General features: G+C 70.9%; 18 protein-coding genes. 8 read left to right on the forward strand and 10 right to left on the reverse strand.

From position 1 onward, the window contains the following. Positions 1-18 precede the first annotated feature (18 nt). A complete protein-coding gene (locus KME78_RS55030; protein ID WP_219538047.1) occupies positions 19-765 on the reverse strand; it encodes a TetR/AcrR family transcriptional regulator in 747 nt (248 codons plus the stop codon). A 55-nt stretch (positions 766-820) separates the two neighbouring features. On the opposite strand from KME78_RS55030, the gene KME78_RS55035 reads away from it, so the two are divergent. Then, positions 821-2,026, forward strand: a complete 1,206-nt coding sequence (locus tag KME78_RS55035; RefSeq protein ID WP_219538048.1) for an FAD-dependent monooxygenase — start codon at positions 821-823, stop codon at positions 2,024-2,026. Between the two features lie 188 nt (positions 2,027-2,214). Here the strand turns inward: KME78_RS55035 and KME78_RS55040 are convergent, their stop codons facing one another. After that, on the reverse strand, positions 2,215-3,444 hold the full coding sequence (locus KME78_RS55040) for an RNA-guided endonuclease InsQ/TnpB family protein (RefSeq protein WP_246654563.1): 1,230 nt from the start codon (positions 3,442-3,444) through the stop codon (positions 2,215-2,217). A gap of 165 nt (positions 3,445-3,609) precedes the next feature. On the opposite strand from KME78_RS55040, the gene KME78_RS55045 reads away from it, so the two are divergent. Beyond that, positions 3,610-4,113, forward strand: coding sequence for a helix-turn-helix domain-containing protein (locus KME78_RS55045; protein WP_219538049.1), 504 nt, complete (start codon positions 3,610-3,612; stop codon positions 4,111-4,113). A 41-nt stretch (positions 4,114-4,154) separates the two neighbouring features. Here KME78_RS55045 and KME78_RS55050 read toward each other — a convergent pair whose 3' ends face one another. Further along, positions 4,155-5,060, reverse strand: coding sequence for a LysR family transcriptional regulator (locus KME78_RS55050; protein WP_219538050.1), 906 nt, complete (start codon positions 5,058-5,060; stop codon positions 4,155-4,157). Between the two features lie 96 nt (positions 5,061-5,156). Between KME78_RS55050 and KME78_RS55055 the strand changes: the two genes are divergently transcribed. Further along, the gene (locus tag KME78_RS55055; protein ID WP_219538051.1) at positions 5,157-6,182 is read left to right on the forward strand and encodes a nitrilase family protein; all 1,026 of its coding nucleotides are present in this window, start codon (positions 5,157-5,159) and stop codon (positions 6,180-6,182) included. 49 nt (positions 6,183-6,231) lie between these two features. Here KME78_RS55055 and KME78_RS55060 read toward each other — a convergent pair whose 3' ends face one another. The 7 genes from KME78_RS55060 to KME78_RS55090 form a co-directional block, all read right to left on the reverse strand. Continuing rightward, positions 6,232-6,864 (reverse strand): TetR/AcrR family transcriptional regulator, encoded by a 633-nt coding sequence (locus tag KME78_RS55060; RefSeq protein ID WP_219538052.1) that lies wholly within the window; start codon positions 6,862-6,864, stop codon positions 6,232-6,234. A gap of 135 nt (positions 6,865-6,999) precedes the next feature. After that, complete coding sequence (locus tag KME78_RS55065) at positions 7,000-7,812, reverse strand: ATP-binding cassette domain-containing protein (protein WP_219538053.1); 813 nt, start codon at positions 7,810-7,812, stop codon at positions 7,000-7,002. After that, positions 7,809-8,831, reverse strand: coding sequence for an ABC transporter ATP-binding protein (locus tag KME78_RS55070; RefSeq protein ID WP_219538054.1), 1,023 nt, complete (start codon positions 8,829-8,831; stop codon positions 7,809-7,811). Before KME78_RS55070 ends, KME78_RS55065 begins: the two co-directional genes overlap by 4 nt. After that, a complete protein-coding gene (locus KME78_RS55075; protein WP_219538055.1) occupies positions 8,828-10,369 on the reverse strand; it encodes an ABC transporter substrate-binding protein in 1,542 nt (513 codons plus the stop codon). The genes KME78_RS55070 and KME78_RS55075 overlap by 4 nt, the downstream gene beginning before the upstream one ends. Before the next feature lie 97 nt (positions 10,370-10,466). Next, positions 10,467-11,342 carry an ABC transporter permease gene (locus KME78_RS55080; RefSeq protein ID WP_219538056.1) on the reverse strand — a complete coding sequence of 292 codons (876 nt, stop codon included), beginning with the start codon at positions 11,340-11,342 and terminating at the stop codon, positions 10,467-10,469. After that, on the reverse strand, positions 11,339-12,268 hold the full coding sequence (locus KME78_RS55085; RefSeq protein ID WP_219538057.1) for an ABC transporter permease: 930 nt from the start codon (positions 12,266-12,268) through the stop codon (positions 11,339-11,341). The genes KME78_RS55080 and KME78_RS55085 overlap by 4 nt, the downstream gene beginning before the upstream one ends. Before the next feature lie 4 nt (positions 12,269-12,272). Then, on the reverse strand, positions 12,273-13,319 hold the full coding sequence (locus KME78_RS55090) for a LacI family DNA-binding transcriptional regulator (protein WP_219538058.1): 1,047 nt from the start codon (positions 13,317-13,319) through the stop codon (positions 12,273-12,275). A 191-nt stretch (positions 13,320-13,510) separates the two neighbouring features. On the opposite strand from KME78_RS55090, the gene KME78_RS55095 reads away from it, so the two are divergent. The 5 genes from KME78_RS55095 to KME78_RS55115 are packed head-to-tail and all read left to right on the forward strand — an operon-like array spanning position 13,511 to position 21,915. Continuing rightward, positions 13,511-14,467, forward strand: coding sequence for a dihydrodipicolinate synthase family protein (locus KME78_RS55095; protein WP_219538059.1), 957 nt, complete (start codon positions 13,511-13,513; stop codon positions 14,465-14,467). Between the two features lie 44 nt (positions 14,468-14,511). Next, a complete protein-coding gene (locus KME78_RS55100; protein ID WP_219538060.1) occupies positions 14,512-16,587 on the forward strand; it encodes a golvesin C-terminal-like domain-containing protein in 2,076 nt (691 codons plus the stop codon). Beyond that, the gene (locus KME78_RS55105; RefSeq protein WP_219538061.1) at positions 16,584-18,482 is read left to right on the forward strand and encodes a glycoside hydrolase family 127 protein; all 1,899 of its coding nucleotides are present in this window, start codon (positions 16,584-16,586) and stop codon (positions 18,480-18,482) included. The genes KME78_RS55100 and KME78_RS55105 overlap by 4 nt, the downstream gene beginning before the upstream one ends. Beyond that, positions 18,479-20,314: an MGH1-like glycoside hydrolase domain-containing protein gene (locus KME78_RS55110; protein WP_219538062.1), complete on the forward strand. Its 1,836-nt coding sequence runs from the start codon at positions 18,479-18,481 to the stop codon at positions 20,312-20,314. Before KME78_RS55105 ends, KME78_RS55110 begins: the two co-directional genes overlap by 4 nt. After that, positions 20,311-21,915, forward strand: coding sequence for an FAD-dependent oxidoreductase (locus KME78_RS55115; protein ID WP_219538063.1), 1,605 nt, complete (start codon positions 20,311-20,313; stop codon positions 21,913-21,915). Before KME78_RS55110 ends, KME78_RS55115 begins: the two co-directional genes overlap by 4 nt. Positions 21,916-21,934 lie beyond the last annotated feature (19 nt).

Consider the following 21,934-nt stretch of genomic DNA (forward strand, 5'->3'; position numbering starts at 1 on the left):
CGGGCCCGCGGCGGTCGATCACTCGGCCCCGTCGAGGCGCGACCTGATCAGGGCCTCCACTCCGTCCAGGATCCGGTCCAGGCCGAAGGCGTAGTCGAAGTGCCGCTCCTCCTCGGGGGTGCCCGCCGGGTAGTCGAACGCCCCCGCGTCGACCGCCCGGCGCAGCGCGGGAAAGCGCCGCTCGTCGGCCAGCGAGCCGAGCAGCGTACTGTAGGCGGCGATCGACTCCCCTGAGGCGGCCTGGCCGAGATCCGCGGTCAGCCGCGCGGTGGTGAGCATGTAGTTGGCCACCAGCAGCACCACACCGGCCTTGTCGCTCTCGCTGAGCCCGGTGCCATGCAGCACGGCCAGGGCCCGGTCCGTCCATGCCAGCTGGTTGGGCGTGACGGGCGGCCCGGTGACGGGCAGGTGGACGATCCACGTGTGGGCGCGCAGCATCTCCCACTGCGCGCGGCACCAGCGGGCCAGGCCCGGCCGCCAGCCCTCGCAGGGGCCGTCCAGTTCGGCGGGCACGGCGGCGACCGAGTCCAGCATCAGCAGCAGCAGCTCGTTCTTGCTCTTGACGTGCCGGTAGAGCGACATCGTGGTGAAGCCCAGCCGCTCGGCGACCCTGGCCATCGACACCGCTTCCAGGCCGCCCGCGTCCGCCAGATCCACCGCCGCCCCCGCGATGCGGCCGAGGCTCAGCCCGGTCCTGGGCTCGGGCGCGGGCCGGTGGAGCCGCTCCCAGAGCAGGTCGAGCCCGGCCGGCAGCTTGTCGTTCATCGTCTCCCGCTTTCCTGCTCGCGCTTGCGCCAAGTGTATGTCATACACTCGGCGTATGACATACACAGCACTGATCGCGGGCGGCGGAATCGCGGGTACGGCGGTCGCGATCGCCCTGCGCAAGGCGGGCATCGACGCGGTGGTCCACGAGGCGTACGACAGGACCGCGGACAACGTGGGCGCGTTCCTCACGCTGGCGGTGAACGCGCTCGACGCCTTACAGGCGATCGACCTCGACACCGGCGAGGTCGGCTTCGACACTCCGCGCATCACGATCACCAGCGGTTCCGGCCGACGGCTCGGCGAGCTCCCGTACGGCACGGGCGCACCGGGCGGCCTGGTGAGCCGTACCGTCAAGCGCGCCGACCTGTACCGGTTCCTGCGCGAGCAGGCCGTCAGCCGAGGGGTGCGCATCGAGTACGGCAAGCGGCTCGTGGACGCGAGGAGCACCGGTGGCGGCGTGGCGGCGCGGTTCGCCGACGGGAGCGTGGCCGAGGCGGACCTGCTCATCGGCGCCGACGGCCTGCGCTCGCGCACCCGCGAGATCATCGACCCCGCGGCCCCTGGCGCGCGGTACGCCGGGCTGCTCAACACGGGCGGTTACGCCCGCGCCGTCCCCGCCGCCGGGGAGCCCGGCATGATGCGCGCCATCTTCGGCAAGCGCTGTTTCTTCACCTACACCGTGCATCCGGACGGCGAGGTGTGGTGGGCGGCGAACCCGGCGCAGGCCACCGAGCTCACCCCCGCCGACGTGGCGGCGATCACGCCGGCGGAGTGGCGGACCCGGCTGAGCGAGCTGTTCAGGCGCGACCACGGGCCCGCGCTCGACATCATCGCGGCGACCGGCGAGATCTTCGCGGGCTGGAACACCTACGACGTCCCCACGGTGCCGGTCTGGCATCGGGACCGGATGATCATCATCGGCGACGCGGCTCACGCCACCGCCCCATCGATCGGGCAGGGCGCGGCCATGGCCATCGAGGACGCCGTCGTCCTGGCCAAGTGCCTGCGCGACGGCCCCGACACCGAGTCCGCGTTCACCGCCTACGAGCGGGCGCGGCGCGCACGGGTCGAGCGGGTCGTCGAGCAGGGCAACCGTACCGGCGGCTGGAAGGCGCTGAGCCCGCTGGCCAGGGTGCCGCGCGACGTGATCATGAGCCTGGGCATGCGGCACCTGGCCAGGACGGGCAACGACCCGAGCCGCTGGATCTACGAACATCACCTCACCTGGGACGAGACCGCGTGGAGTGCTTCTCACTGACCAATTAGACTAATTTGGTCAGTTTGTCGGGCGCCTGGGAGGCTCGGATGCGACCGTTCATCCGCACCCGAGCAGGACAGCGCGCCGGTCATGCACAGAATCTTCACACCCCACGACCGCAAGGAACAGATCATTCGCAGCGTGAGGCTCCACCTCGCGGGCACGCCAGTCGGCGATGAGCAAGATAATCAACTACCGCCGGTTGAATCTGGTGGTTTGCTCTCGCGGTCCCGTCTGGCTGAGGGGAGGCCGGTAGCGTGTGGCTGGTTGATGGCAGCCCAGCCCGCTGCGCCGCGTGTGGCGATGTTGCGGGCTGCGATGTGGTCGGCGTGCCCAGCGAGGCCACACCCGGTGCATGCGAACCGGCCCCGCGTCGGCCGGTTCGCCCTAGTAACGCACCCACACACTGGACACGCCTGCGAGGTATACGCGGGGTCGACCAGCACGAAGGCGACCCCTGCTCGGGCGGCCTTGTAGCGGGTGAATGCGGTCTGCTGGGCGAACGCCCAGCTGTGCAGGGTGCGTCGCTGGAGCCGGTGAGCCCTTACCCGGCCGCGGATGCCCTGCAGATCCTCCAGGGCGACGCCGCGGCCGGTGCGTTCGGCTTCACGCACCACGAACTTGCTGATCTGGTGGTTGAGGCCGGTCATCATCCGGTGCTCACGCCCGGACAGGCGGCGCAGCACCCGCCGCGCCGCCGACGTGCCCTTCTTCTGCAACCGGCGGCGCTGGCGGTGGCGCCGCTCGCGCAGGGTGCGGACGTGACCGTTACTGCCGATCGGCCCAGCCAAGGCGGGGCCGGGCAGCACAACCCGGTCGGAGGTGACCGCCAGGTTCGCCACGCCTTGATCCACCCCGATGAAGCCGCTTACCGGCTCACGCACCGCCGGCTTGGGCAGGGTGAGGGCGACCTGCAGCAGCCACACACCGCGTCGGCAGATCAGGTCGGCCTCTCCCATCGGCAGCGTGTCGATGGCTTTGAGGTCGTCTGGCCGGCCAGCGTAGGGGACGGTGACGCGCCCGGTCGGGCTCCACAGCGACACGGTGCGGGCGTCACGGTTGAAGCTCATCAGCCGGGCGTCGTAAGGGACGGCGCCGTGCGGTCGGAAGATGTGGGCGCGTTTCTTGGTGGAACGCCGGTTGGTGTAGGCGCCGGCGACCCGGGCGATCGCCCGCACCGCCGCCTGCGCGCCCAGCCCGGCGACCTGCGCCCGCACCTCGTAATAGGCCAGCCGATGCAACTCCACCACAGCGAACACGCGATGCTGCCAGGCCAGGCGGGAGACCAGAGTGGCCGCTTGATTGCACAACAGCACCGCTGCGGCCAGCGCGTCGGCCTGGGCCGGGGCGGGTGTGAGCCGCAGCTGCACGACCGTGGGCAGGCCGTGGCGTTTGGTGGCCGAGCGGCGGATCGCCATCACGCGTACCTCCTGTCACAGCGCCATCACCCACCACACACATTACCGAACGTGACCGACTCTTTCCATACTGTTTTCGAAAGGAGAGATGGCACTTCCTTCCGGCCCCAAAGAACCGGGCCCCCTCACCACAGTGCAGACGAACGGCGCAGACATGAAACACCCTTGCGTCTCCGCCGTGTGACCGTACCTGGACAGCGCACGGGACTGGTGCTCGACCACGGTGCGCACAAGGTCACCGTCAGCGAGATCGCCCGCGCGGCCGGGGTCGGCAAGGGCACCGTCTACCTGTACTGGCCCGCCAAGGAGGACCTCATCCTCGGACTGTTCGCCCGCACCACACCGAGCGCCATGTGCGAGACGGTCATGCCGATCCATCACCGCCACGGACTGATCCCCCACGACCGTCCGCTGCCCGAACTGACCTACGCCGCGCACGCCGTGCTCACCGGGTTCGGTGTCGCTCTGTCCGACCCGGCCACCGCCGTGTTCGGCGTCGACGACCCTGACCAGGTCCTCGCCGACACCGTGGCCCGGCTGCTCGAACCCCCGGTCGCCCCCAGCGAGCAGGCCATCGCCGCGGCCGCCGAGGAGACCCTCGCCGTCCTGCGCCAAGTCCGGGAGGCGGTGCTGGAGCTCATCGAGCGGAGCCAGATCCTCCAGCAGTGAGCGGATCCAGGTTGGCGCTGTGGCTGTCGGGACGGAGGTGGTCAGGTGTCCGCGTGGCCTCGGGAATGTGGTGACACAAGCTCGCGCACGACGGCGAGGAAGTTGGCCGTGACCGGCCTCAGGTGCGCGCGATCCCACACGGCGCCTACCTGCCATCTCGCGGGAGGCAGTTCGATGGGCACTATGGTGACGGCGGGAGAGGCGATGTTGGCGGCACTGGCCGGCACGATGGCGATGCCGACGCCCGAGGCCACCAGGGCCACGACCGTCTGAAGATCGTGCGCTTCCTGAAGGATGTGCGGCCTCAGGTCGTAGGCCTTGAGGAAGCCGTCGAGCTGGGCCGCCAGTCCTGGACCCTTCGCCGCCGCGAGCCGGATGAGCGGGTGGTCGTCCAGCCATGACACGACACTCTCGTCGCCCTGAGGCGCGGGTCCTTCGTCACAGGACACGGCGACAGCGAGCGTGTCCGTGCGCAGGGCGATGGCCCCCAGGTCGTCGTCCACAGGCAACCTGACAAAACCGACATGCAGCCTGCCCGCCCGTATGAGATCTGTCTGGGTGGCGGTGGACATGTCGTCGAGGGTGATCTCGACGTGTGGGTAGCGGCGGCGGAAGGCTGCCACGGCGCGCGGGGCCAGGTCGATGGTGGACATGCCGAAGCCGACGCTCAACAAGCCCGATTCGCCGAGTGCCGTCTGTCGGGCCCGGCGGGCCAGGATGTCCGCGCGGCGAACGAGGTCCTGGGCATCGGGGAGGAACATCTGGCCGAGGGGGGTCAGGGTGGCCCCGTGCCGTCCCCGGTCGAACAGCGGACCGCCTATCTCGGCCTCCAGAGCCTGAATCTGCTTGGTCAGCGCAGGCTGGGTGACGGCTAGCACCTGCGCCGCCCGGCCGAACGCACCCACCCTGGCCGTCTCGATGAACGCACGCAGCAGACGGATTTCCATTCCCGCAGTCTATGGAACCCGTCGAAAGTTTCATTGGACCGGCCCGCCTTGTATCGGGTGTGATGGAGAACATCGATTCCAGTTCAGGGAGAACCATTGTCACCGTCGACCGGCGATGAAAAGCAGACGAATATCCTGCGGTGCGCCTCGGTGCAGTTCGAGGCCAGACCCGACGCCAAAGAATATAATGTGGCGAGAATAGCGCACTTCGTGCGCGAGGCCGCCGCTGACTCCGTACAGGTCATCGCCTTTCCGGAAATGTGCCTGATCGGCTACTGGCATCTCCGCAATTATTCAGCCGAGCAGCTGCATGAGCTCGCGGAGCCGATCTCCGGGCCGTCGACGACCGCGGTACGTCGCCTCGCGATGGAGAACGGCCTGGCCGTCGGCGTGGGATTCCTGGAGGTGGACGAGAACGGCCGGCTGTTCAACTCGTACGCGGTATGCCTTCCGGACGGCAACGTGCACCGCCATCGCAAGCTGCACGCGTTCGAGCACGAGGCCATATCCAGCGGCGAAGAGTACACCGTCTTCGACACGCCCTGGGGTGTTCGCCTCGGGGTGCTGATCTGCTGGGACAACAATCTCGTGGAAAACGTGCGCGCCACCGCTCTCATGGGCGCCTCCGTACTTTTGGCTCCTCATCAGACCGGCGGAACGGCATCACGCAGTCCGCACTCGATGAAGCCGATCCCGTTGGAGTACTGGCAGGCCAGATACCGGGATCGGAAAACGATCGAAGAGCGGTTCCGCGGGCCCAGCGGACGTGAATGGCTGCTCCGCTGGTTGCCGGCGCGTGCCCACGACAACGGGCTCGGCGTCGTCTTCAGCAACGGCGTCGGGCGTGACGACGACGAGGTACGCACCGGGAACGCCATGATTCTCGACCCTTATGGCCGGATCCTGGTCGAGACGGCCGCCCCTGAGGACACCATGGTGGTCGCCGATCTCGACCTGGATCTCCTGCCGATGTCCACCGGGCGGCGCTGGATGATGGGGCGCAGACCCGAGCTGTACGGCATTCTCACCGAGCGTTTCGGCGACGAACGCGACCCGCGCACCGCGCGTTTCTCCGACGAGCCTGCGCGGATCGATGTCGCACATGTTCATGACATGCCGTGATGCGATCAAATGCGGGATATCGAGGGCCGTGACCTGACGGCCAGGGCTGTCAGGCGGGTTCGAGTCCGATGAGCCGGGCGAGGACGGCGACCTGGTCGGCGAAGTGGGCGATGAAGTCGGGGGAACCCGGATCGGTGCCGCAGACGCCTTCGATGACGTGCGGCAGCGTGGTGGGCGCCATGGCGGCGGCCATCAGCATGATCAGCAGGCAGGCGGGATCCACCTCGGCCGGAAGCCGGCCGGCTGTCTGCAGCGCGCGCACCTGGTCGACGCTCTCCGCGAGCAGCCGGGCGCGGGGCGCGTGGTCGGGGTCGTCGTCCGGACCGGTGTACTCCAGGCCGCTCCACGCGAGCAGGCGGGCCCCGTCCGGGTTGTGCGCCGCCTCCATCGCGTATCGGTGCAACTGCTCGGGCAGTGGCGTGCCCGGTGGCGCCAGCTCGCGCTGCCGCTCCTGCCACTGCTGCGACATGGCCTCGTACAGGCCCTCTTTGCCGTCGAAGTAGTAGGAGATCAGCTGCACGTTGACCCCCGCTCTGGCGGCGATCGCGCTGACCCGGGCGCCCGCGTAGCCGTGCGCGCCGAACTCGGCCGATGCCGCGTCCAGGATCAGCTTGCGGGTGCGTTCCGGATCGCGCTGCCGGTCCTGCGGCGCGGGCGACCTTCGAGGTTTCGACGGAGGCATACCAGGGACTATACATACGTCATGAATTAATCAAATGAACGCTTGACAAAGCGCGGGCCGGCCTGCCGACGGAGACAGCGGATGGCCGACCGGCTGTTCGGCGGCGAGACCGGCTGACGAAGAGGGCCGGCACCATTAACGGCTCCTGTCCTGGGCATCGGTGGTGGACAGCTCAAGGGCGGCATCGAGCAGGCTGCGGGTGTACTCGTGCCGCGGCGCGCCCAGCACGTCCGTCGTCCGCCCTTCCTCCACCACCACACCGCGGCGCATGACGGCGATCCGGTCCGCGATCTGGTGCACCACCCCGAGGTCGTGGGAGATGAACAGCATCGCCAGATGGTGGCGCTCGCGCAGGTCGACCAGCAGCCGGAGGATCTGCGCCTGGACCGACACATCCAGCGCGGACACCGCTTCGTCGCAGACCAGCAGCCGGGGTCTGACGGCGAGCGCGCGGGCGATGCTGACCCGCTGGCACTGTCCGCCGGACAGTTCGCCGGCCCGGTGCCGGGCGACGCTCGCGTCGAGCCCGACGTCGTCGAGCAGGCGGTGCAGGGCGGCGGTACGGTCGCCGGGCGGGGCCGATTCCGGATGGGTGCGCCAGGCCTCGTTGATGATCGCGGCGACGGTCATGCGCGGGCTCAGCGACGACCGAGGGTCCTGGAAGACCATCTGCGCGGCACGTTGTTGCGCCGTGGTCCGGCGCCCGACCGGTCCCAGGGGTACGCCGTCGAGCAGGACGGTGCCGGAGACGGGCTGGACCAGGCCGACGATCGCCCGGGCCACCGTGGTCTTGCCCGACCCCGACTCTCCGACCAGTCCCACGATCTCATCGGGAGCCACCGCCAGGCTCACTCCATCGACCGCGACGAAGTCCGCCGCGCGCGACCGGAACCAGGTGTTACGGCGGGCGAAGCTGACCCGCAGGTCGTTCACCTCCAGCAGGCTCATCGCTGCAGCAGCTCCTCGGCGAAGTGGCACGCGGCCCATCGGCCGGGCGCGACGGGTCTCGGCTCCGGCTCCTCGGTGCGGCACCGGTCACGTGTCAGCGGGCACCGAGGATGGAACGCGCAGCCCGGCGGGCGGTTCGCCGGGGTGGCCGGCGTGCCGGGCAAGGGGTGTGCCAGCGCGGCCCGGGTCCGCACCGCGGGCACGCTCTCGACCAGTGCCCGGGTGTACGGGTGGGCCGGGCGGGCCAGCACCGCCGAGGTGGGGCCGCGCTCGGCGACGCGGCCGGCGTACATGACGACGACCTGGTGCGCCACGTGCGCCACGACCCGCAGGTCATGGCTGACCAGGAGCATCGCCAGTCCCTGGTCCTGCTGGATGGAGCGCAGCAGGCGCAGGATGCGCGCCTGCACCGTCACGTCCAGCGCGGTGGTGGGCTCGTCGGCGAGCAGCAGCGCCGGGCTGCCCGCCAGGGCCAGGGCGATCATGGCCCGTTGCCGCATCCCGCCGGAGAACTCGTGCGGGTAGCCGCGCATCCTCGCGGCCGGCTCGGGGATGCCCGCCCGCTCGAGCAGTTCGAGCACCCGCCGGCCCACCTCGGCGCGCGGGCGGCCGGCGCGGCGGAGGATCTCGCCCACCTGGCGGCCGATCGTCTGGGTCGGGTTGAGCGCGGCCAGCGGGTCCTGGAAGATCATCGCGATCTCGTGGCCGCGTAGCCCGCGCCGCCGGGCAGGGGCCGCCCGGAGGAGGTCCTCACCCCGCCAGCGCAGCTCCCCGCCGGTCGCCGCTCCTTTGGGGAGCAGGCCGATCACGGCGTTCGCGGTCATCGTCTTGCCGCTGCCGGACTCGCCGATGAGCCCGACCGTCGTCGCCGGCGGGATGTCGAACGTCACCCGGTCGACGACGCGGACGCCGCCTCCGGCGACGGGCAGGTCGACGACCAGCCCGTCCACCTCGAGCAGCGGGTCGATCGGCGCCGAGTCGTTCCGCACCGGCGTCGTCGCGTCCCGCGTCCGGCTCATGAGCCGCTGACCTGCATGCCCGCGAAGTTGGGCAGCCCGTTCGGATCCGGTGTGACGCCGGTGACCCGGCGGTTCCAGGCATAGGCGTACTTGACCGCCATCGGGTACATGCCGACCGCGTCCCGCCAGATGATCTTGCTGGCTTCGCCGTACAGCTTGACCCGCTCGCCGCTGTCCGCGTTCGCCCCGGCGGCGGCGAGCAGCTTGTCGAGCTCGGGGTTGCAGTAGCCGTTGCGCTTGGCCGCGCAGGGGTACAGCCGGCCGAGCGTGTTGGCCGCGTCGAACGTGGGGTTCGAGAGCTGCTGGAAGTTGATGTCCCAGTTCAGGGCGAGCAGGTCCTTGGTGAACACCGCCTGCTCCTTCTCCAGCAGGTCCACCTGTACGCCGATCTTCTGCAGGTCGGAGACGATCGCCTGGTTGAACGGCCGGAACTCGGCGTTGGCGAACTGCAGCCGCAGCTTGGTGGTGAAGTCGAAGCCGGCGGCGGTCAGCGCGGCCTTCGCCGCGGCCGGGTCGTAGCGGACGGGTTCCTGGGGGACGTAGCCGAGGGTGACGGGCGAGACCGGGGCGTCGGCCAGGGTGCCGGTCTGCGGGTACAGCCGCTTGATGATGGTCGCGAAGTCGACCGCCTGCCACAGGGCCCGTCGGATCTTGGCCTCCTTCAGCGCCGGCGCCGAGGAGTTGAACCACATGGTGAACACGGCGGTGCTGGGCACCGTCCCGACCGTGAGCTTGGCGTCGCGCTGCAGCTCCGCGAGCTGGTCGTCGGGGATGCCCCAGATCATGTCCACCTCGCCGGTCCGCAGCGCGGTCATCCGGGCCGCGAGCTCGGGCATCTTGCGGATGGTCACCCGGCCGAGCCGGGGCGCGCCGCCGTAGTGATTGGGGTTCGGCACCAGGACGAGCGTTCCGGAGGAGTCGAACTTCTCGACCTTGAACGGCCCCGATCCGACCGGGTTCTGGAAGAACGCCGGGTCCTCACCGGTCAGGCCGGCGGGCAGCACGTAGAAGATGGCCAGCTTGTACGGCACCGCCGCGTCCGGTTTCGCGGCCTTCAGCACCACCTCGGCAGGCGACGTGGCGGTCATCGTGTAACCGGCGAAGTTGGCCGCGTTCGTGCTCTTGAGCTCGAGGAGCCGCTTGAACGAGGCGACGACGTCGTCGGCGGTGACGGGCTTGCCGTCGCTGAACTTCACGCCCTGGCGCAGCGTGAACGTCCACTGGGTGGCGGAGGCGTCGGGCTTCCAGGCGGTGGCGAGGTCACCCTGCAGACTGCCGTCCGGGCGGGGCCGCACCAGCCGGCTGAAGATCGCTTGGGAGGCCAGCTGGGTGCCGGTGGCGCTGCCGCCCGTGGGACTGGCCGGGTCGAGGCTGTCGATGGCGTAGGTGCCGGCGACGGTGATCTCACTGCCGCCGCCGGCGCCGCCACCGGTGCCGCCACTGGTGGCGGCGCTGCATCCGCTCAGCGCGATGGCCGCGGCGGCGATAAGGGCCAGTGCCGCGCGGCGCGGCCTGTCTGAGGCGAGAGGTCTGGTCATGGGCGTCTTCCCGTCTTCCGGGGCTTCAGGGGGTGCAAATGAAGGGAAGGGACTGTGCGGGGAAGGGAGATGTGCTTGTCGGACGTGGGCCGGTGCCTCACCTGAGGTGGCCGCGTCCGTATCGGGCGGTGAGCTGGTCGCCGAGGATCCCGATGTTGATGATCAGCAGAGACAGGGCGATGCCGGGCAGGGCCGAGATCCACCAGGCGGTTTCGAGGTACTGCTTGCCGTTCGCGATGGTCTGCCCCCAGGACACCGCGGAGTTGGGCAGGCCGATGCCGAGGAAGCTGAGCCCGGCTTCGGCCAGCACGACGAGGGCGAACTCCAGTGTCGCCAGGGCGACCACCGGGCCGACCGTGAGCGGCAGGATGTGCCGCAGCAGGATGGCCACCGGCCGTACGCCGAGGACGCGGGCCGCGTCGATCCAGGGCCGCTCCCGCACCGACAGGGAGATGCCGCGGGTGACCCGCGCGAACGAGATCCAGGGCGTCGCGGAGAGCGCGGCCACGACCACCAGGACGCTGCGCTCGAAGGCGCCCGCGATCACGATGGTCAGCAGGATCGCCGGGAAGGCGAGCAGGATGTCGATGCCGCGGGCGAGCACCGTGTCCGGCCAGCCGCGGAAGTAGCCGGCGACGATGCCGGCGGTCACGCCGATCAGGCAGGAGACGACGACCGTCGAGACCCCGATGATCACCGACGTGCGAGCACCGTAGACGACCTGGGCGAGGACGTCACGGCCGAGGCCGTCGGTGCCGAACCAGGCGATCCCGCCCGACATGACGGGCGATCCCGGGCTGAGCAACCGGTCCTCCAGCGAGACGCGCACCGGGTTGTAGTCCATGACCAGCGGGCCGACCCCGCCGACCACGGCGTAGACGGCGAGCACGGCGTACGGGATCCGGCTGAGCCATCGCCCGGCCGCCACCCGCCCGCGGCCGGCGCCGGGCTGGACGCCGACGACGGCGGTCATGCCGCACCGTCCAGTTTGATGCGCGGATCGAGCTGGGAGTACAGCAGATCGGCGACGAGGTTGAACAGCATCACGATGCCCGCGATCAGGAACGTGGCCGCCTGCACCACGGCGTAGTCGCGGTTGGAGACGGCCTCCACCACGAGGGTGCCGAGCCCGGGCCAGGCGAAGACGTTCTCGACCACGACCGCGCCGCCCATCAGACCGGCCATGTGCAGCCCGACGATGGTCACCACGGGGATGAGGGAGTTGCGCAGCGCGTGGCCGAGCAGCACCTGCTGCTCGGTGAGGCCTTTGGAGCGAGCCGTCTGGATGTACGGTTCGCGCATCGTCTCCGCGACGCTCGTCCTGGTCAGGCGGGCCACGATGGCGGTGAACGGCAGCGCCAGCGTGACCGCCGGCAGGATCAGGTGGGCGGGTGAGCCGGCTCCCGCGCTGGGCAGCAGGCGGAACGCCAGCGCGAAGATGAGGATCAGCATGATGCCCACCCAGAAGGTGGGGAACGACTGCAGGGCGATGGTGCCCGCGGTGACCAGGCGATCGACGGCGCCGCCCGGACGCCCGCCGGCCAGCAGCCCGAGCGCGAGGCCGAGGGCCACGGCGATGAGGCTGGAGGCGAGCATCAGGTCGACCGTCGCGGGCAGGCGCTCGAACACCTCCGACATCGCCGGCCGATCGAAGCGGTAGGAGTCACCGAACCGCAACCGCGCCACGTCGGCGAGGTAGCCGAGGTACTGGGTGAACACCGGCCGGTCGAGCCCGAGTTTCGCGGTGAGCTCGGCCACCTGCTCCCGGCTCGCGTCCGGGCCCAGCAGGATCGTCGTCGGATCGCCCGGCGCCACGCGGACGATGAGGAAGATGAGCGAGGCGGCTCCCCACATCACCAGCACGCCGATGAGCAGCCGTTTGCCGATGACACGGATCATAAGGTCACTGCTCTCTCCTTGGTGGGGCCACCGTCGCGCCCGGCATGAGGGGGCACTCGACGTATTCTCGGCAAGCCTCCTGCTCAGGCGTCTCCAGCAGCCGCACCAGCAGGTGGGTGGCCTGCCGGCCCATCTGCTCACGTGGGACCACCAGGCCGGTCCAGGGCGTGCCCGTGCGGGGCGCGCCGGTGGAGTCACCCAGCACGACGATGCTCAGGTCGTCCGGGACCGACATCCCGTGCCGCTGGGCGCACGTCAGGAGCTCCTCCGCCAGGAGGATCTGCTCCGCCACCACGGCGGTGATGCCGCCGTGCCGGATCTCCGCCAGCAGGCCCGGCACGTCGTCGGGGGACTCCAGCGTCCATACCGGGCCGGTGAGCCGCCTGGTCTCCCCGGCGGGCATCGCTCGCCGGAATCCCTTCTCCCGGTCCTGGCTGGGCTGCGCCCCGCCGTCGCCGATGCGGGCGTAGGCGATGCGCCGGTGCCCCAGCTCGAACAGCCGTTCCGTGAGTTGCCGGGTCGCTCGGGCGTAGTCGGCCGCCACGTAGGAGATCGGCGTTCCGGATACCTCCCGGTGTCCCACGTAGACGAACGGGTAGCCGGTGTCGCGCAGCCGTTCGATCTCCTCGACGTTCGGGTCGCGGCCGAGCAGCAGCGCGCCGTCCGCGAGCGACAGCCGGGTCGCCCCGTCGCGGAAGACCTGCCGCTCGCCACCGACGCTGGTGAACATCAGCAGGTCGTAGCCCAGGTCCGCGGCCGCCTGCTCCATGCCGAGCAGGAACGGGAAGTAGAAGTCCACGCTGGTCGTCGGGAAGACCGGTTCGAAGGTGTACACCCCGAGGATCTTGTTCTGGCCGCCGGCGAGGGATCGCGCCGACGCGTTGGCGACGTAGCCCCACTCGCGGATCGCCGCCAGCACCCGCTCCCGGGTCGTCGAACTGATCCGGACGTCGTTCCGCTCGTTCAGCACCAGCGAGACGGTGGCCTGGCTGACCCCCGCGAGGCGCGCGATGTCGGCCTGGGTCGGTCTTCGCACCGGTCCGCGACTCATCCGAGCCTCCTGCTAATACGCCTGATCCGGTGATCGCAAAGTCTTGCTCTCGATTCTGTGAGATGTCAATGGACCTGGGCGAAAAGAGCCCCCGGCAAAGTGGCGGAGATGCTAATACCCATAAGCGTCTGGCGCCCGGGACTGATCGCAGGTACCGTCCGGATCACTCGCCGAGGGAGGTCCCACGTCCCATGACCACCGTTGCCGACCCGGCCGGCCATCCGGTCGCCGGAGTGATCATCCCGCTCGTCACCGCGCTCGACCGGCGGGGGCGGCCCGACCCACCGGCCGTCCGGCCGCTGCTGGCGCACCTCGCGGCCGGCGGCGTCACCACGCTGATGCTGGCGGGCACCAATGGCGAGGGCCCGCTGCTGCCCGCCGACGCCGTCCGTGCGTACGCGGTGGACGTGGCCGCCATGTGGCGCGAGCTGGCCGGGGCGTCCGCCCGGATCATGGTGACCGCCGCCGGCACCGGCACCCGGGAGACCCTCCAGCGCATGGAGTGCCTCGACGACCTCGACCTGGACGCCGTGGTCGTGCTCGCGCCGTCCTACTTCCGGCATACCGAACGCGAACTGCACGCGCACTTCCGCGCCGCCGCCGGCCACGGCAGGCCCGTCGTGATCTACAACAGTCCCGGCTACACCGGCAACCCGATCCCCGCGTCTCTCCTCCGCCGGCTGCTCGACGAGCCGGACGTCGTCGGCCTGAAGGACAGCTCGGGGAACACCACCCTGCTCGCCGAGTTCTGCGCCCTCGCCCGGGAACGGCCCGCCTTCCAGGTGGCCCAGGGCACCGAACGGCAGCTCGCCGAAGGGCTGCGCCTGGGGGCCGCCGGGCTGGTGCCGGGCGTGGGCATGCTCGCGCCGGCGCTCTGCGTCGACCTGCTCCAGGCCGGCCGCGATGGAGACCACGCCGCCGCGGCCGCCCGGCAGGGCGACGTCGACCGGCTGGCCGCGCTCTTCGCGATCCGGCCGGCCTCCAGCGGCATTGTCGTGATCAAGACCGCGCTGCACGAGCTGGGGCTCTGCCCGCCCCACGCCGCAGCGCCGTTCCAGCCTTTCACCGAATCCGAGCTCGCCGCGCTGCGTACCGCGCTGGCCGAGTTGCACGACCTCGTGCGGCCCGGCGCCCTGCAACCCGAGTAAACCGCCCAGTCCTGTCCTCAGGAAGTTCAGCCGAGGAGAGTCGTATGCCCATGCCCATCAGCCGACGGACGTTCGCCCTGGGGCTCGCCGCAGGTGCCGCCGCGACCGCCTTACCCTCCCCCGCCGCAGCTTCCGCGGCCGCACCCTTTTTCGGGGAGGCCACCTTGTGGGACTCCGCCGTGGATCCGCTGGCCAGCTACCACGTGCACGCCCTCGCCGTACTGCCCGACGACACGATCCTGGCCTGCACCGAAGGCCGGCACCTGGTGTGCGACGCCGGTCCGCACGACCTGCTCGTCCGCCGCAGCACCGACAAGGGACAGACCTGGACCCCGTCCCAGACGGTGGCGCTCTCCGTCGACGGCCAGTCCTGGTCCAACCCCACCTTCGTGGTGGACCGGACGACGGGCGAGGTGTTCCTGTTCCACGGGCTCTGCGTGCAGTTGCCGGAGAACACCAGCTGCTCCGCCGACTCCAGCACGGTGTACGTCATCTCCAGCAAGGACGGCGGTGCCACCTGGAGCGAGCCGCGCAGCCTGGCCGGTCTCTTCGACCACTTCCCGTACAACTGGGCGATGCACGGCCCGGGGCCCGGTCACGGCATCCAGCTCGACTCGGGCCGGCTGCTCCTCACCGTCTCCCACCGGACCATCATCAGCGGCGTCCCCGCCGCCGATCGCCACTACGGCGCCTCGTCCCTCTACAGCGACGACCACGGCCGCACGTGGCAGGCCGGCGGCGAGGTGCCGATGGCCACGGGCTATCCCGTGGTCGGGGAGGCCAGGCTGGTGCAGCGCGAGGACGGCACGGTGCTGATGAACAGCCGGCCAGGTTCGGGCAACGACTGGCCGCGCGACATCGCGGTCAGCTCGGACGGCGGTCTGACCTGGTCACCCCCCACCATGAACTTCAGCCCCAGCCTCTTCAACGGCGTCGACACGGGCCTCGTGCGCTACTCCGGCGGACCAGGCAGCGGGGATGTCAACCGCGTGCTGTTCAGCCGGCCCGACGCGCCGATGCGCTGGAACATGACGGTGGCGGTGAGCTACGACGAAGGCGACTCCTTCAGGTACGCCCGCTCCGTCAACGCGGGCCGGGGCTACTACTCGGACCTGGCGCGCCTGTCCGACGGCACGATCATCCTTCTGTACGGCTGCGACGGCGACCTCGACGGCACCCCGCGGCGCGTGGCCGCCGCCCGGTTCAACCTTGAGTGGCTGACGCAGGGCCGGGACAGCCTGACCACCGGTCCGAAGCTGACCGAGACGACGTACGACCTGGGTCACACGGCGCGTGCCCACACGTCCGGCGGAACGGTGACCGTGGTGAGCGAAGCCACCGCGCGCGGCGGTGCCCGCGCCGCCTTCGCCCCCGCCGCGACCGGGGACTACATCGAGTACCCCTTCTTCGTCCTCCAGCGCGATGCGCGGGAATTATGGCTGCGCTACTACCGAACCGGGGACGGCGGCCTCATGACGGTGACCGTGGACGGGAAGACGCCACGCACCTCCACGGTGGATCTGACGGCGTTCCGCGGTGACGGCTACGACGTCGTCCTGCTGGACCGGAAGCGGTTGCGGCCCGGCCCGCACACCATCCGCTTCACGCTGGCCGGCGCCGGCCGGGGCGGCGGTACGGCCATCTCGCTCGATCAGCTGAGCCTGATCGAGGCGGCCGCCTCGCCGGACGTCCGCGAGGAGGTCACCGTCGACAACGGCGGGCTCGGCTTCGACACCACCGGCACCTGGCCGAGCAGCAGAGGCGTCCCCGGCTACTACGGATTCAACTACCTGACGCACGCTCGCGGCACCGGCGCCAACACCGCGCGGTGGCGACCGGCGCTCCCGGGCGACGACCGCTACGAGGTGCTCGTCTCCTACGCGGCCGACCCCAATCGGGCGACCAACGCCCCCTACGTCGTTCACCACGCCGAAGGCACGACTGCGGTGCCTGTCAACCAGAAGGTGCGCGGGGTGCCCGACATCCGCATGGGCGAGTGGAAGTCTTTGGGCACCTTCTCCTTCCGGGCCGGCCTCGACGGGTATGTCGAGCTGAGCGACGCCGCCGACGGTGTGGTCATCGCCGACGCCGTCCGGTTCCGCCGGCAGGCGCAAGCGTGACGGCCGCCGGCGGCCCCGCCGTACCCACCTCGACCGCTGCGGTGGCCCTGCGCCCGCTGCCGCTCTCGGGCAGCCGCGTGGTCGGCGGGTTCTGGGCGCGGCGGCTGGAGGCCAACCGCGCCGCGCTCCCCCTCGGACATGAACGGCTGCTCGAAGCGGGCCATCTCGGCAACCTCCGGATCGCCGCGAATGAGGCCACCGGCACGGCCCAAGGCGCCTCGTTCTGGGACTCCGATGTCTACAAATGGCTGGAGGCGGTCGCCTGGGAGTACGCGCACAGTCCCGACGAAGGGCTGCTGGACCACCTGCGCCGGCTCAGCCGGACGATCGCCGCGGCGCAGCGCGACGACGGCTACCTCAACTCCGCCATCCAGCTCCGCGGCGAGGAACGGTACGCGCGGCTGTGGACGAGCCACGAGCTGTACTGTGCCGGCCACCTGATCCAGGCGGCGGTGGCCGCGGCCCGCGCGACCGGCGAGGTCCAGTTGTTGCGGGTCGCCACCCGGTTCGCCGACCATCTCGCCGACACGTTCGGGCCCGATCGGCGCGGTGAGCTGGACGGGCACCCCGTGGTGGAGATGGCGCTGGTCGAGCTGTACCGGCAGACGGGTACGCGCCGGTACCTGGACCTGGCTCGGCACTTCGTCGAAGCCCGCGGGCACGGTCATGCCGCGAAACCGGGCTTCGACCCCTCGCACTACGGCGACCCCGCCCACTACTCCGACCGGCTTCCCGTACGCGAGGCCGAGACGCTGGAGGGGCACGCGGTGCGCGCCCTCTACTTCGCCGCGGGCGCCACGGACGTCGCCATCGAGACCGGCGACGCCGCGCTGCTGGCCGCGGTACGCCGGCAGTACGACACGATGCGCCGACAGAAGCAGCACATCACCGGCGCGGTCGGCTCACGCTGGGACGGCGAGGCGTTCGGCGAGGCGTACGAGTTGCCGCCCGATCGGGCGTACGCGGAGACCTGCGCCGCGATCGGGGCGATGCAGTGGGCGTGGCGGCTGCTGCTGGCCACCGGCGAATCGGTCTACGCCGACCAGATCGAGCTGCTGGTGTACAACGCCCTGCTGCCCGCGGTGTCGCTGCGCGAAGCGGACTACTTCTACGTCAACACGCTGCACCGGCGGACCGGCGCACGGGGTGATGTGCAGCGGTCACCGGCGCACGGCCGCCGCCCGTGGTTCAACTGCGCCTGCTGCCCGCCCAACGTGATGCGTACGCTGGCCGGCCTGCCCGCGTACCTGGCGACCGGCACGGAGGACGGGCTCCAGGTGCACCTGTACGCCCAGAGCACGCTGACCTCGGGCGGGCTCACCGTGGACGTCGAAACCGACTACCCGTGGGACGGCCTGGTCACGGTCACCGTACGAGAGGCGCCGCGGCGTGAGGTGGAACTGGCGCTGCGCATGCCGGACTGGGCCGAAGGATCCACCGTGGACGACAAGCCGGTGGCGCCCGGCGGTTACGCCCGTACGCGCCGGGTGTTCCAGCCCGGCGATCAGCTGCGGTTGCGGATGCCCATGCCCGCCCGGGTCCTGGTGGCCGACGACCGCGTGGACGCCACACGCGGATGCGTCGCCGTCACGCGTGGGCCGCTGGTCTACGCGGTCGAACAGCCGGACCAGCCGGCCGGCGTCATCCTGGAGGATCTCCGCCTCGATCCCGCCACGCCGCCGCGGCCTGAACACAGGCCGGACCTGCTCGACGGCGTGACCGTGCTCAGAGCCGACGGCGCGCTCGCGCGGGGACCGGCGGGGTCCCCGTACCTGCCGTACGGGCAGCCGCCGGCGCCGGCGCGGTCCACGGACATCACGCTGATCCCCTACTACGCCTGGGCCAACCGCGGCCCGCACGCCATGCGCGTGTGGATCCCCCGAAGGAACGCATGACGAACTACGCCCATATCCAGGCCTCGCTCGCCCGAGGGTGGAACACCTGGGACACACGCAGCGTGCTCACCCACGTCCTCCTCCCCGACGCCCTGGGCCTGTCCCTCGGCCTGAAGGAGTACTACCGGGGCACCTCACTGCGCGCCGCCCAGATCGGCCGCCGCACCGAAGGCGCGGAGACCGTCACCCTGGGCCGGCACGCCTACGACGGCCGCTACACCGAGACGACCGTGACGTGGGCGGGCATCACGATCCAGGTGCGGACGGCGCACGTGAGTGACGACCTGGTCGTGCTGGTGACCCCCACCGCCAACCAGCGCAGGAGCGCGCTGCTGACCGTCGGCGTCGGCTACCTGTGGAACCGCCCCGGCTCCGTCACCCGCGACGGGGACCGGATCACCGCCGACGGACCCGGCGGGACCGTACAGGTCTTCTGCACCGCCCCGCACGTCGACGACCCCTACACCGACATCGACGGGCCGTACCTGGCGATGGAGCTGACCGGCGCCGTCGGAATCAGCACCGGCCGCGCCCGCGACCTGCCGGAGATCGCGGAGATCGTCGCCCGCGCCGCCACCGAGATCGGCGCGGCCGGCACCGACCCCGCAGCGCAGCACCGCGAGATCGTCAGGGACGCCATCTCGTGGAACACGATCTACGAACCCGCGCGCTCCCGCGTGCTCACGACCGTCAGCCGGCTCTGGAACGTCGGCAAGCGCGGCGGCTACGCCCTGTTCTGCTGGGACGCCTTCTTCAACGCGCTGCTGGCGGCCGTGTCGAGCAGGGAACTCGCCTACGTCAACACCGTGGAGATGCTGCGCGCCCTGACGCCGGCGGGTTTCGTGCCGAACGTCGAGCAGGGCACCGGCCGCAAGACCTACGACGGGTCCCAGCCGCCGGTGGGCTCGCTGGTGGTCCGCGAGCTCTACCGCAGGTTCGGCGACCGGTGGTTCCTGGAGGAGACCTTCGAGCCGCTGCTGTCCTGGAACCGCTGGTGGTGGCGGGTACGCAGGGACGGCGACCTGCTGTGCGCCGGCTCGACGTACTTCGACCCCGAGTTCCCCTCACCGCAGGACATCCCCCGTATCCACCAGCATTTCGGCGCGACCTGCGAGACCGGCTGGGACGGCCACCCCGTCTTCGAGGACGTGCCCTTCGACCAGGCCAAGAGCCTGCTCGCCGCGCACGACGTGGGGATGAACAGCCTGTACGCGGCCGACTGCGAGGCGCTCGCCGACCTCGCCGACATCCTCGGCGACCGGGCGGCCGCGGCGGAGCTGCGCGAGCGGCACGCGACCGTCGTGGCGGCGATGGAAACCCTGTGGGACGAACCGAGTGGCATCTACCGCAGCAGGCGCACCGACACCGGGCTGCCGACCGAGCGGCTGTCCACGATGAGCTTCTACCCCCTGCTGGCCGGCGTCGGCGCTGGGGAACGGACCCGGCGCATGGTGGCCGAGCACCTGATGACCGACGACGGCTTCGGCGGCGAATGGCTGCTGCCCACGTCACCGCGCGGCGAGCCGGTCGACGTCGGCGAAGGCAGCTACTGGGCGGGACGGGCGTGGCCGCCGGTGAACTTCCTCGTCTACCTGGGCCTGCTGCGCGCCGGCGAACGGTCCGCGGCCACGTGGCTGGCCGAAGGCAGCTCCCGGCTGGTGCTGAAGGAATGGAACGAGCACCGCCATGTGCACGAGAACTACTCCAGCGGCCACGGCGGCGCGTGCGACAAACCGAACAGCGAGCCGTTCCAGACCTGGGGCGCGCTGCTGAGCCTCATCGTCCTCATGGAACGCGGCGAGGTCGACTTCTTCGAGAAAGGTGACGCATGACGGGTGCCGAGGCCGATGTGCTGGTGGTCGGGGGCGGGATGGGCGGGGTCGCCGCGGCGCTGGCCGCGCTGCGGCGCGGCCGCACCGTCGTGCTCACCGAGGAGACCGACTGGCTGGGCGGCCAGCTCACCAGCCAGGGCGTGCCGCCGGACGAGCATCCGTGGATCGAGCAGTTCGGCGCGACCCGCTCCTACCGCAGGCTGCGCGAGGCCATCCGCGATCACTACCGCACCTGGTACCCGCTGACCAGGGAGTCGCTGGAGGCGCCCGACCTCAACCCGGGGCGCGGCACGGTCAGCAGGCTCTGCTGCGAGCCGCGGGTGGCCGCCGCGGTGCTGGCCGCCATGGTCGGCCCCTATCTCGCGGCCGGGCGGCTGACGATCCGCTATCGGCACCGGCCGATGGCCGCCGACGTGGACGGGGACCGGGTCGCCGGAGTGACCTTCGCGGGCCCGGACGGCGAGCCGTTCCATGTCCGCGCGGCGTACGTGCTCGACGCCACCGAGCTGGGCGACCTGCTGCCGCTGGCCGGGATCGAGCACGTCACCGGCTTCGAATCGGCCAAGGAGACCGGCGAGCCCAGCGCCCCCGCCGACGCCCAGCCGGCCAACATGCAGGCGTTCTCCTGGGTCTTCGCCGTCGAGCACCGCGCCGGCGAGGACCACACCATCGACCGGCCCGGCACGTACGCCTTCTGGCGCGACTACCGGCCACCCTTCTGGCCGGACCGGCTGCTCAGCCTCGTCGCGCCCGACCCGCGCACACTGGAACCGACGCCGCGGACGTTCGTGCCGCACGCCTCCTCGGGCCCGGTCGTCGCCGACCAGAGCCGCGGCCCGGGCGACAAGGACCTGTGGGTGTTCCGGCGCGTCGTGTGCCGCGAGGTGTTCGAGCCCGGCTTCGTGGCCAGCGACGTCGTCATCGTCAACTGGCCGCAGATCGACTACCTGCCCGGCCCGCTGATCGGCGTCACCGACGACGAGCAGGCCCGGCATCTCCAGGGCTCCAGGGACCAGGCGCTCAGCATGCTCTACTGGCTGCAGACCGAGGCGCCCCGCCCCGACGGCGGCACCGGCTGGCCCGGGCTGCGGCTGCGGCCCGACGTCATGGGAACCGCCGACGGCCTGGCCAAGAGCCCCTACATCCGCGAGTCGCGGCGCATCCTCGCCCGCCGCACGGTCGTGGAGCACGACCTGTCACTCGCGGTACGCGGCGAGCACGGCGCGGTCGCCTACCCCGACACCGTGGGCATCGGGATGTACCGCATCGACCTGCACCCCTCCACCGGCGGCGACAACTACATCGACGTGGCGAGCTGCCCCTTCCAGATCCCGCTGGGCGCGCTGCTGCCGGTCCGGGCGCGCAACGTGCTGGCCGCCGGGAAGAACCTCGGCACCACGCACATCACCAACGGCTGCTACCGCCTGCACCCGGTGGAGTGGAACATCGGCGAGGCGGCCGGCGCGCTGGCGGCGCACTGCCTGCGGCATGGGCTGGAGCCCGCGCAGGTCCACGAGGACCCCGCCGCCCTCGAACGCTTCCAGACCGAACTGACCGCCGACGGCTTCGAACTGGCCTGGCCGCGGGTCCGCGGCTACTGATTGTCACGCTGAGGATGGT

The organism is Nonomuraea guangzhouensis, from assembly GCF_019396345.1.
GTDB classification, from domain to species: domain Bacteria; phylum Actinomycetota; class Actinomycetes; order Streptosporangiales; family Streptosporangiaceae; genus Nonomuraea; species Nonomuraea guangzhouensis.

What these genes read in the sequence shown, in the direction of transcription:
- KME78_RS55030 (WP_219538047.1), bottom strand. Translation starts at nt 765, where the DNA reads ATGAACGACAAGCTGCCGGCCGGGCTCGACCTGCTCTGGGAGCGGCTC.
- KME78_RS55035 (WP_219538048.1), top strand. Translation starts at nt 821, where the DNA reads ATGACATACACAGCACTGATCGCGGGCGGCGGAATCGCGGGTACGGCG.
- KME78_RS55040 (WP_246654563.1), bottom strand. Translation starts at nt 3,444, where the DNA reads ATGGCGATCCGCCGCTCGGCCACCAAACGCCACGGCCTGCCCACGGTC.
- KME78_RS55050 (WP_219538050.1), bottom strand. Translation starts at nt 5,060, where the DNA reads ATGGAAATCCGTCTGCTGCGTGCGTTCATCGAGACGGCCAGGGTGGGT.
- KME78_RS55060 (WP_219538052.1), bottom strand. Translation starts at nt 6,864, where the DNA reads ATGCCTCCGTCGAAACCTCGAAGGTCGCCCGCGCCGCAGGACCGGCAG.
- KME78_RS55065 (WP_219538053.1), bottom strand. Translation starts at nt 7,812, where the DNA reads ATGAGCCTGCTGGAGGTGAACGACCTGCGGGTCAGCTTCGCCCGCCGT.
- KME78_RS55070 (WP_219538054.1), bottom strand. Translation starts at nt 8,831, where the DNA reads ATGAGCCGGACGCGGGACGCGACGACGCCGGTGCGGAACGACTCGGCG.
- KME78_RS55075 (WP_219538055.1), bottom strand. Translation starts at nt 10,369, where the DNA reads ATGACCAGACCTCTCGCCTCAGACAGGCCGCGCCGCGCGGCACTGGCC.
- KME78_RS55080 (WP_219538056.1), bottom strand. Translation starts at nt 11,342, where the DNA reads ATGACCGCCGTCGTCGGCGTCCAGCCCGGCGCCGGCCGCGGGCGGGTG.
- KME78_RS55085 (WP_219538057.1), bottom strand. Translation starts at nt 12,268, where the DNA reads ATGATCCGTGTCATCGGCAAACGGCTGCTCATCGGCGTGCTGGTGATG.
- KME78_RS55090 (WP_219538058.1), bottom strand. Translation starts at nt 13,319, where the DNA reads ATGAGTCGCGGACCGGTGCGAAGACCGACCCAGGCCGACATCGCGCGC.
- KME78_RS55095 (WP_219538059.1), top strand. Translation starts at nt 13,511, where the DNA reads ATGACCACCGTTGCCGACCCGGCCGGCCATCCGGTCGCCGGAGTGATC.
- KME78_RS55100 (WP_219538060.1), top strand. Translation starts at nt 14,512, where the DNA reads ATGCCCATGCCCATCAGCCGACGGACGTTCGCCCTGGGGCTCGCCGCA.
- KME78_RS55110 (WP_219538062.1), top strand. Translation starts at nt 18,479, where the DNA reads ATGACGAACTACGCCCATATCCAGGCCTCGCTCGCCCGAGGGTGGAAC.
- KME78_RS55115 (WP_219538063.1), top strand. Translation starts at nt 20,311, where the DNA reads ATGACGGGTGCCGAGGCCGATGTGCTGGTGGTCGGGGGCGGGATGGGC.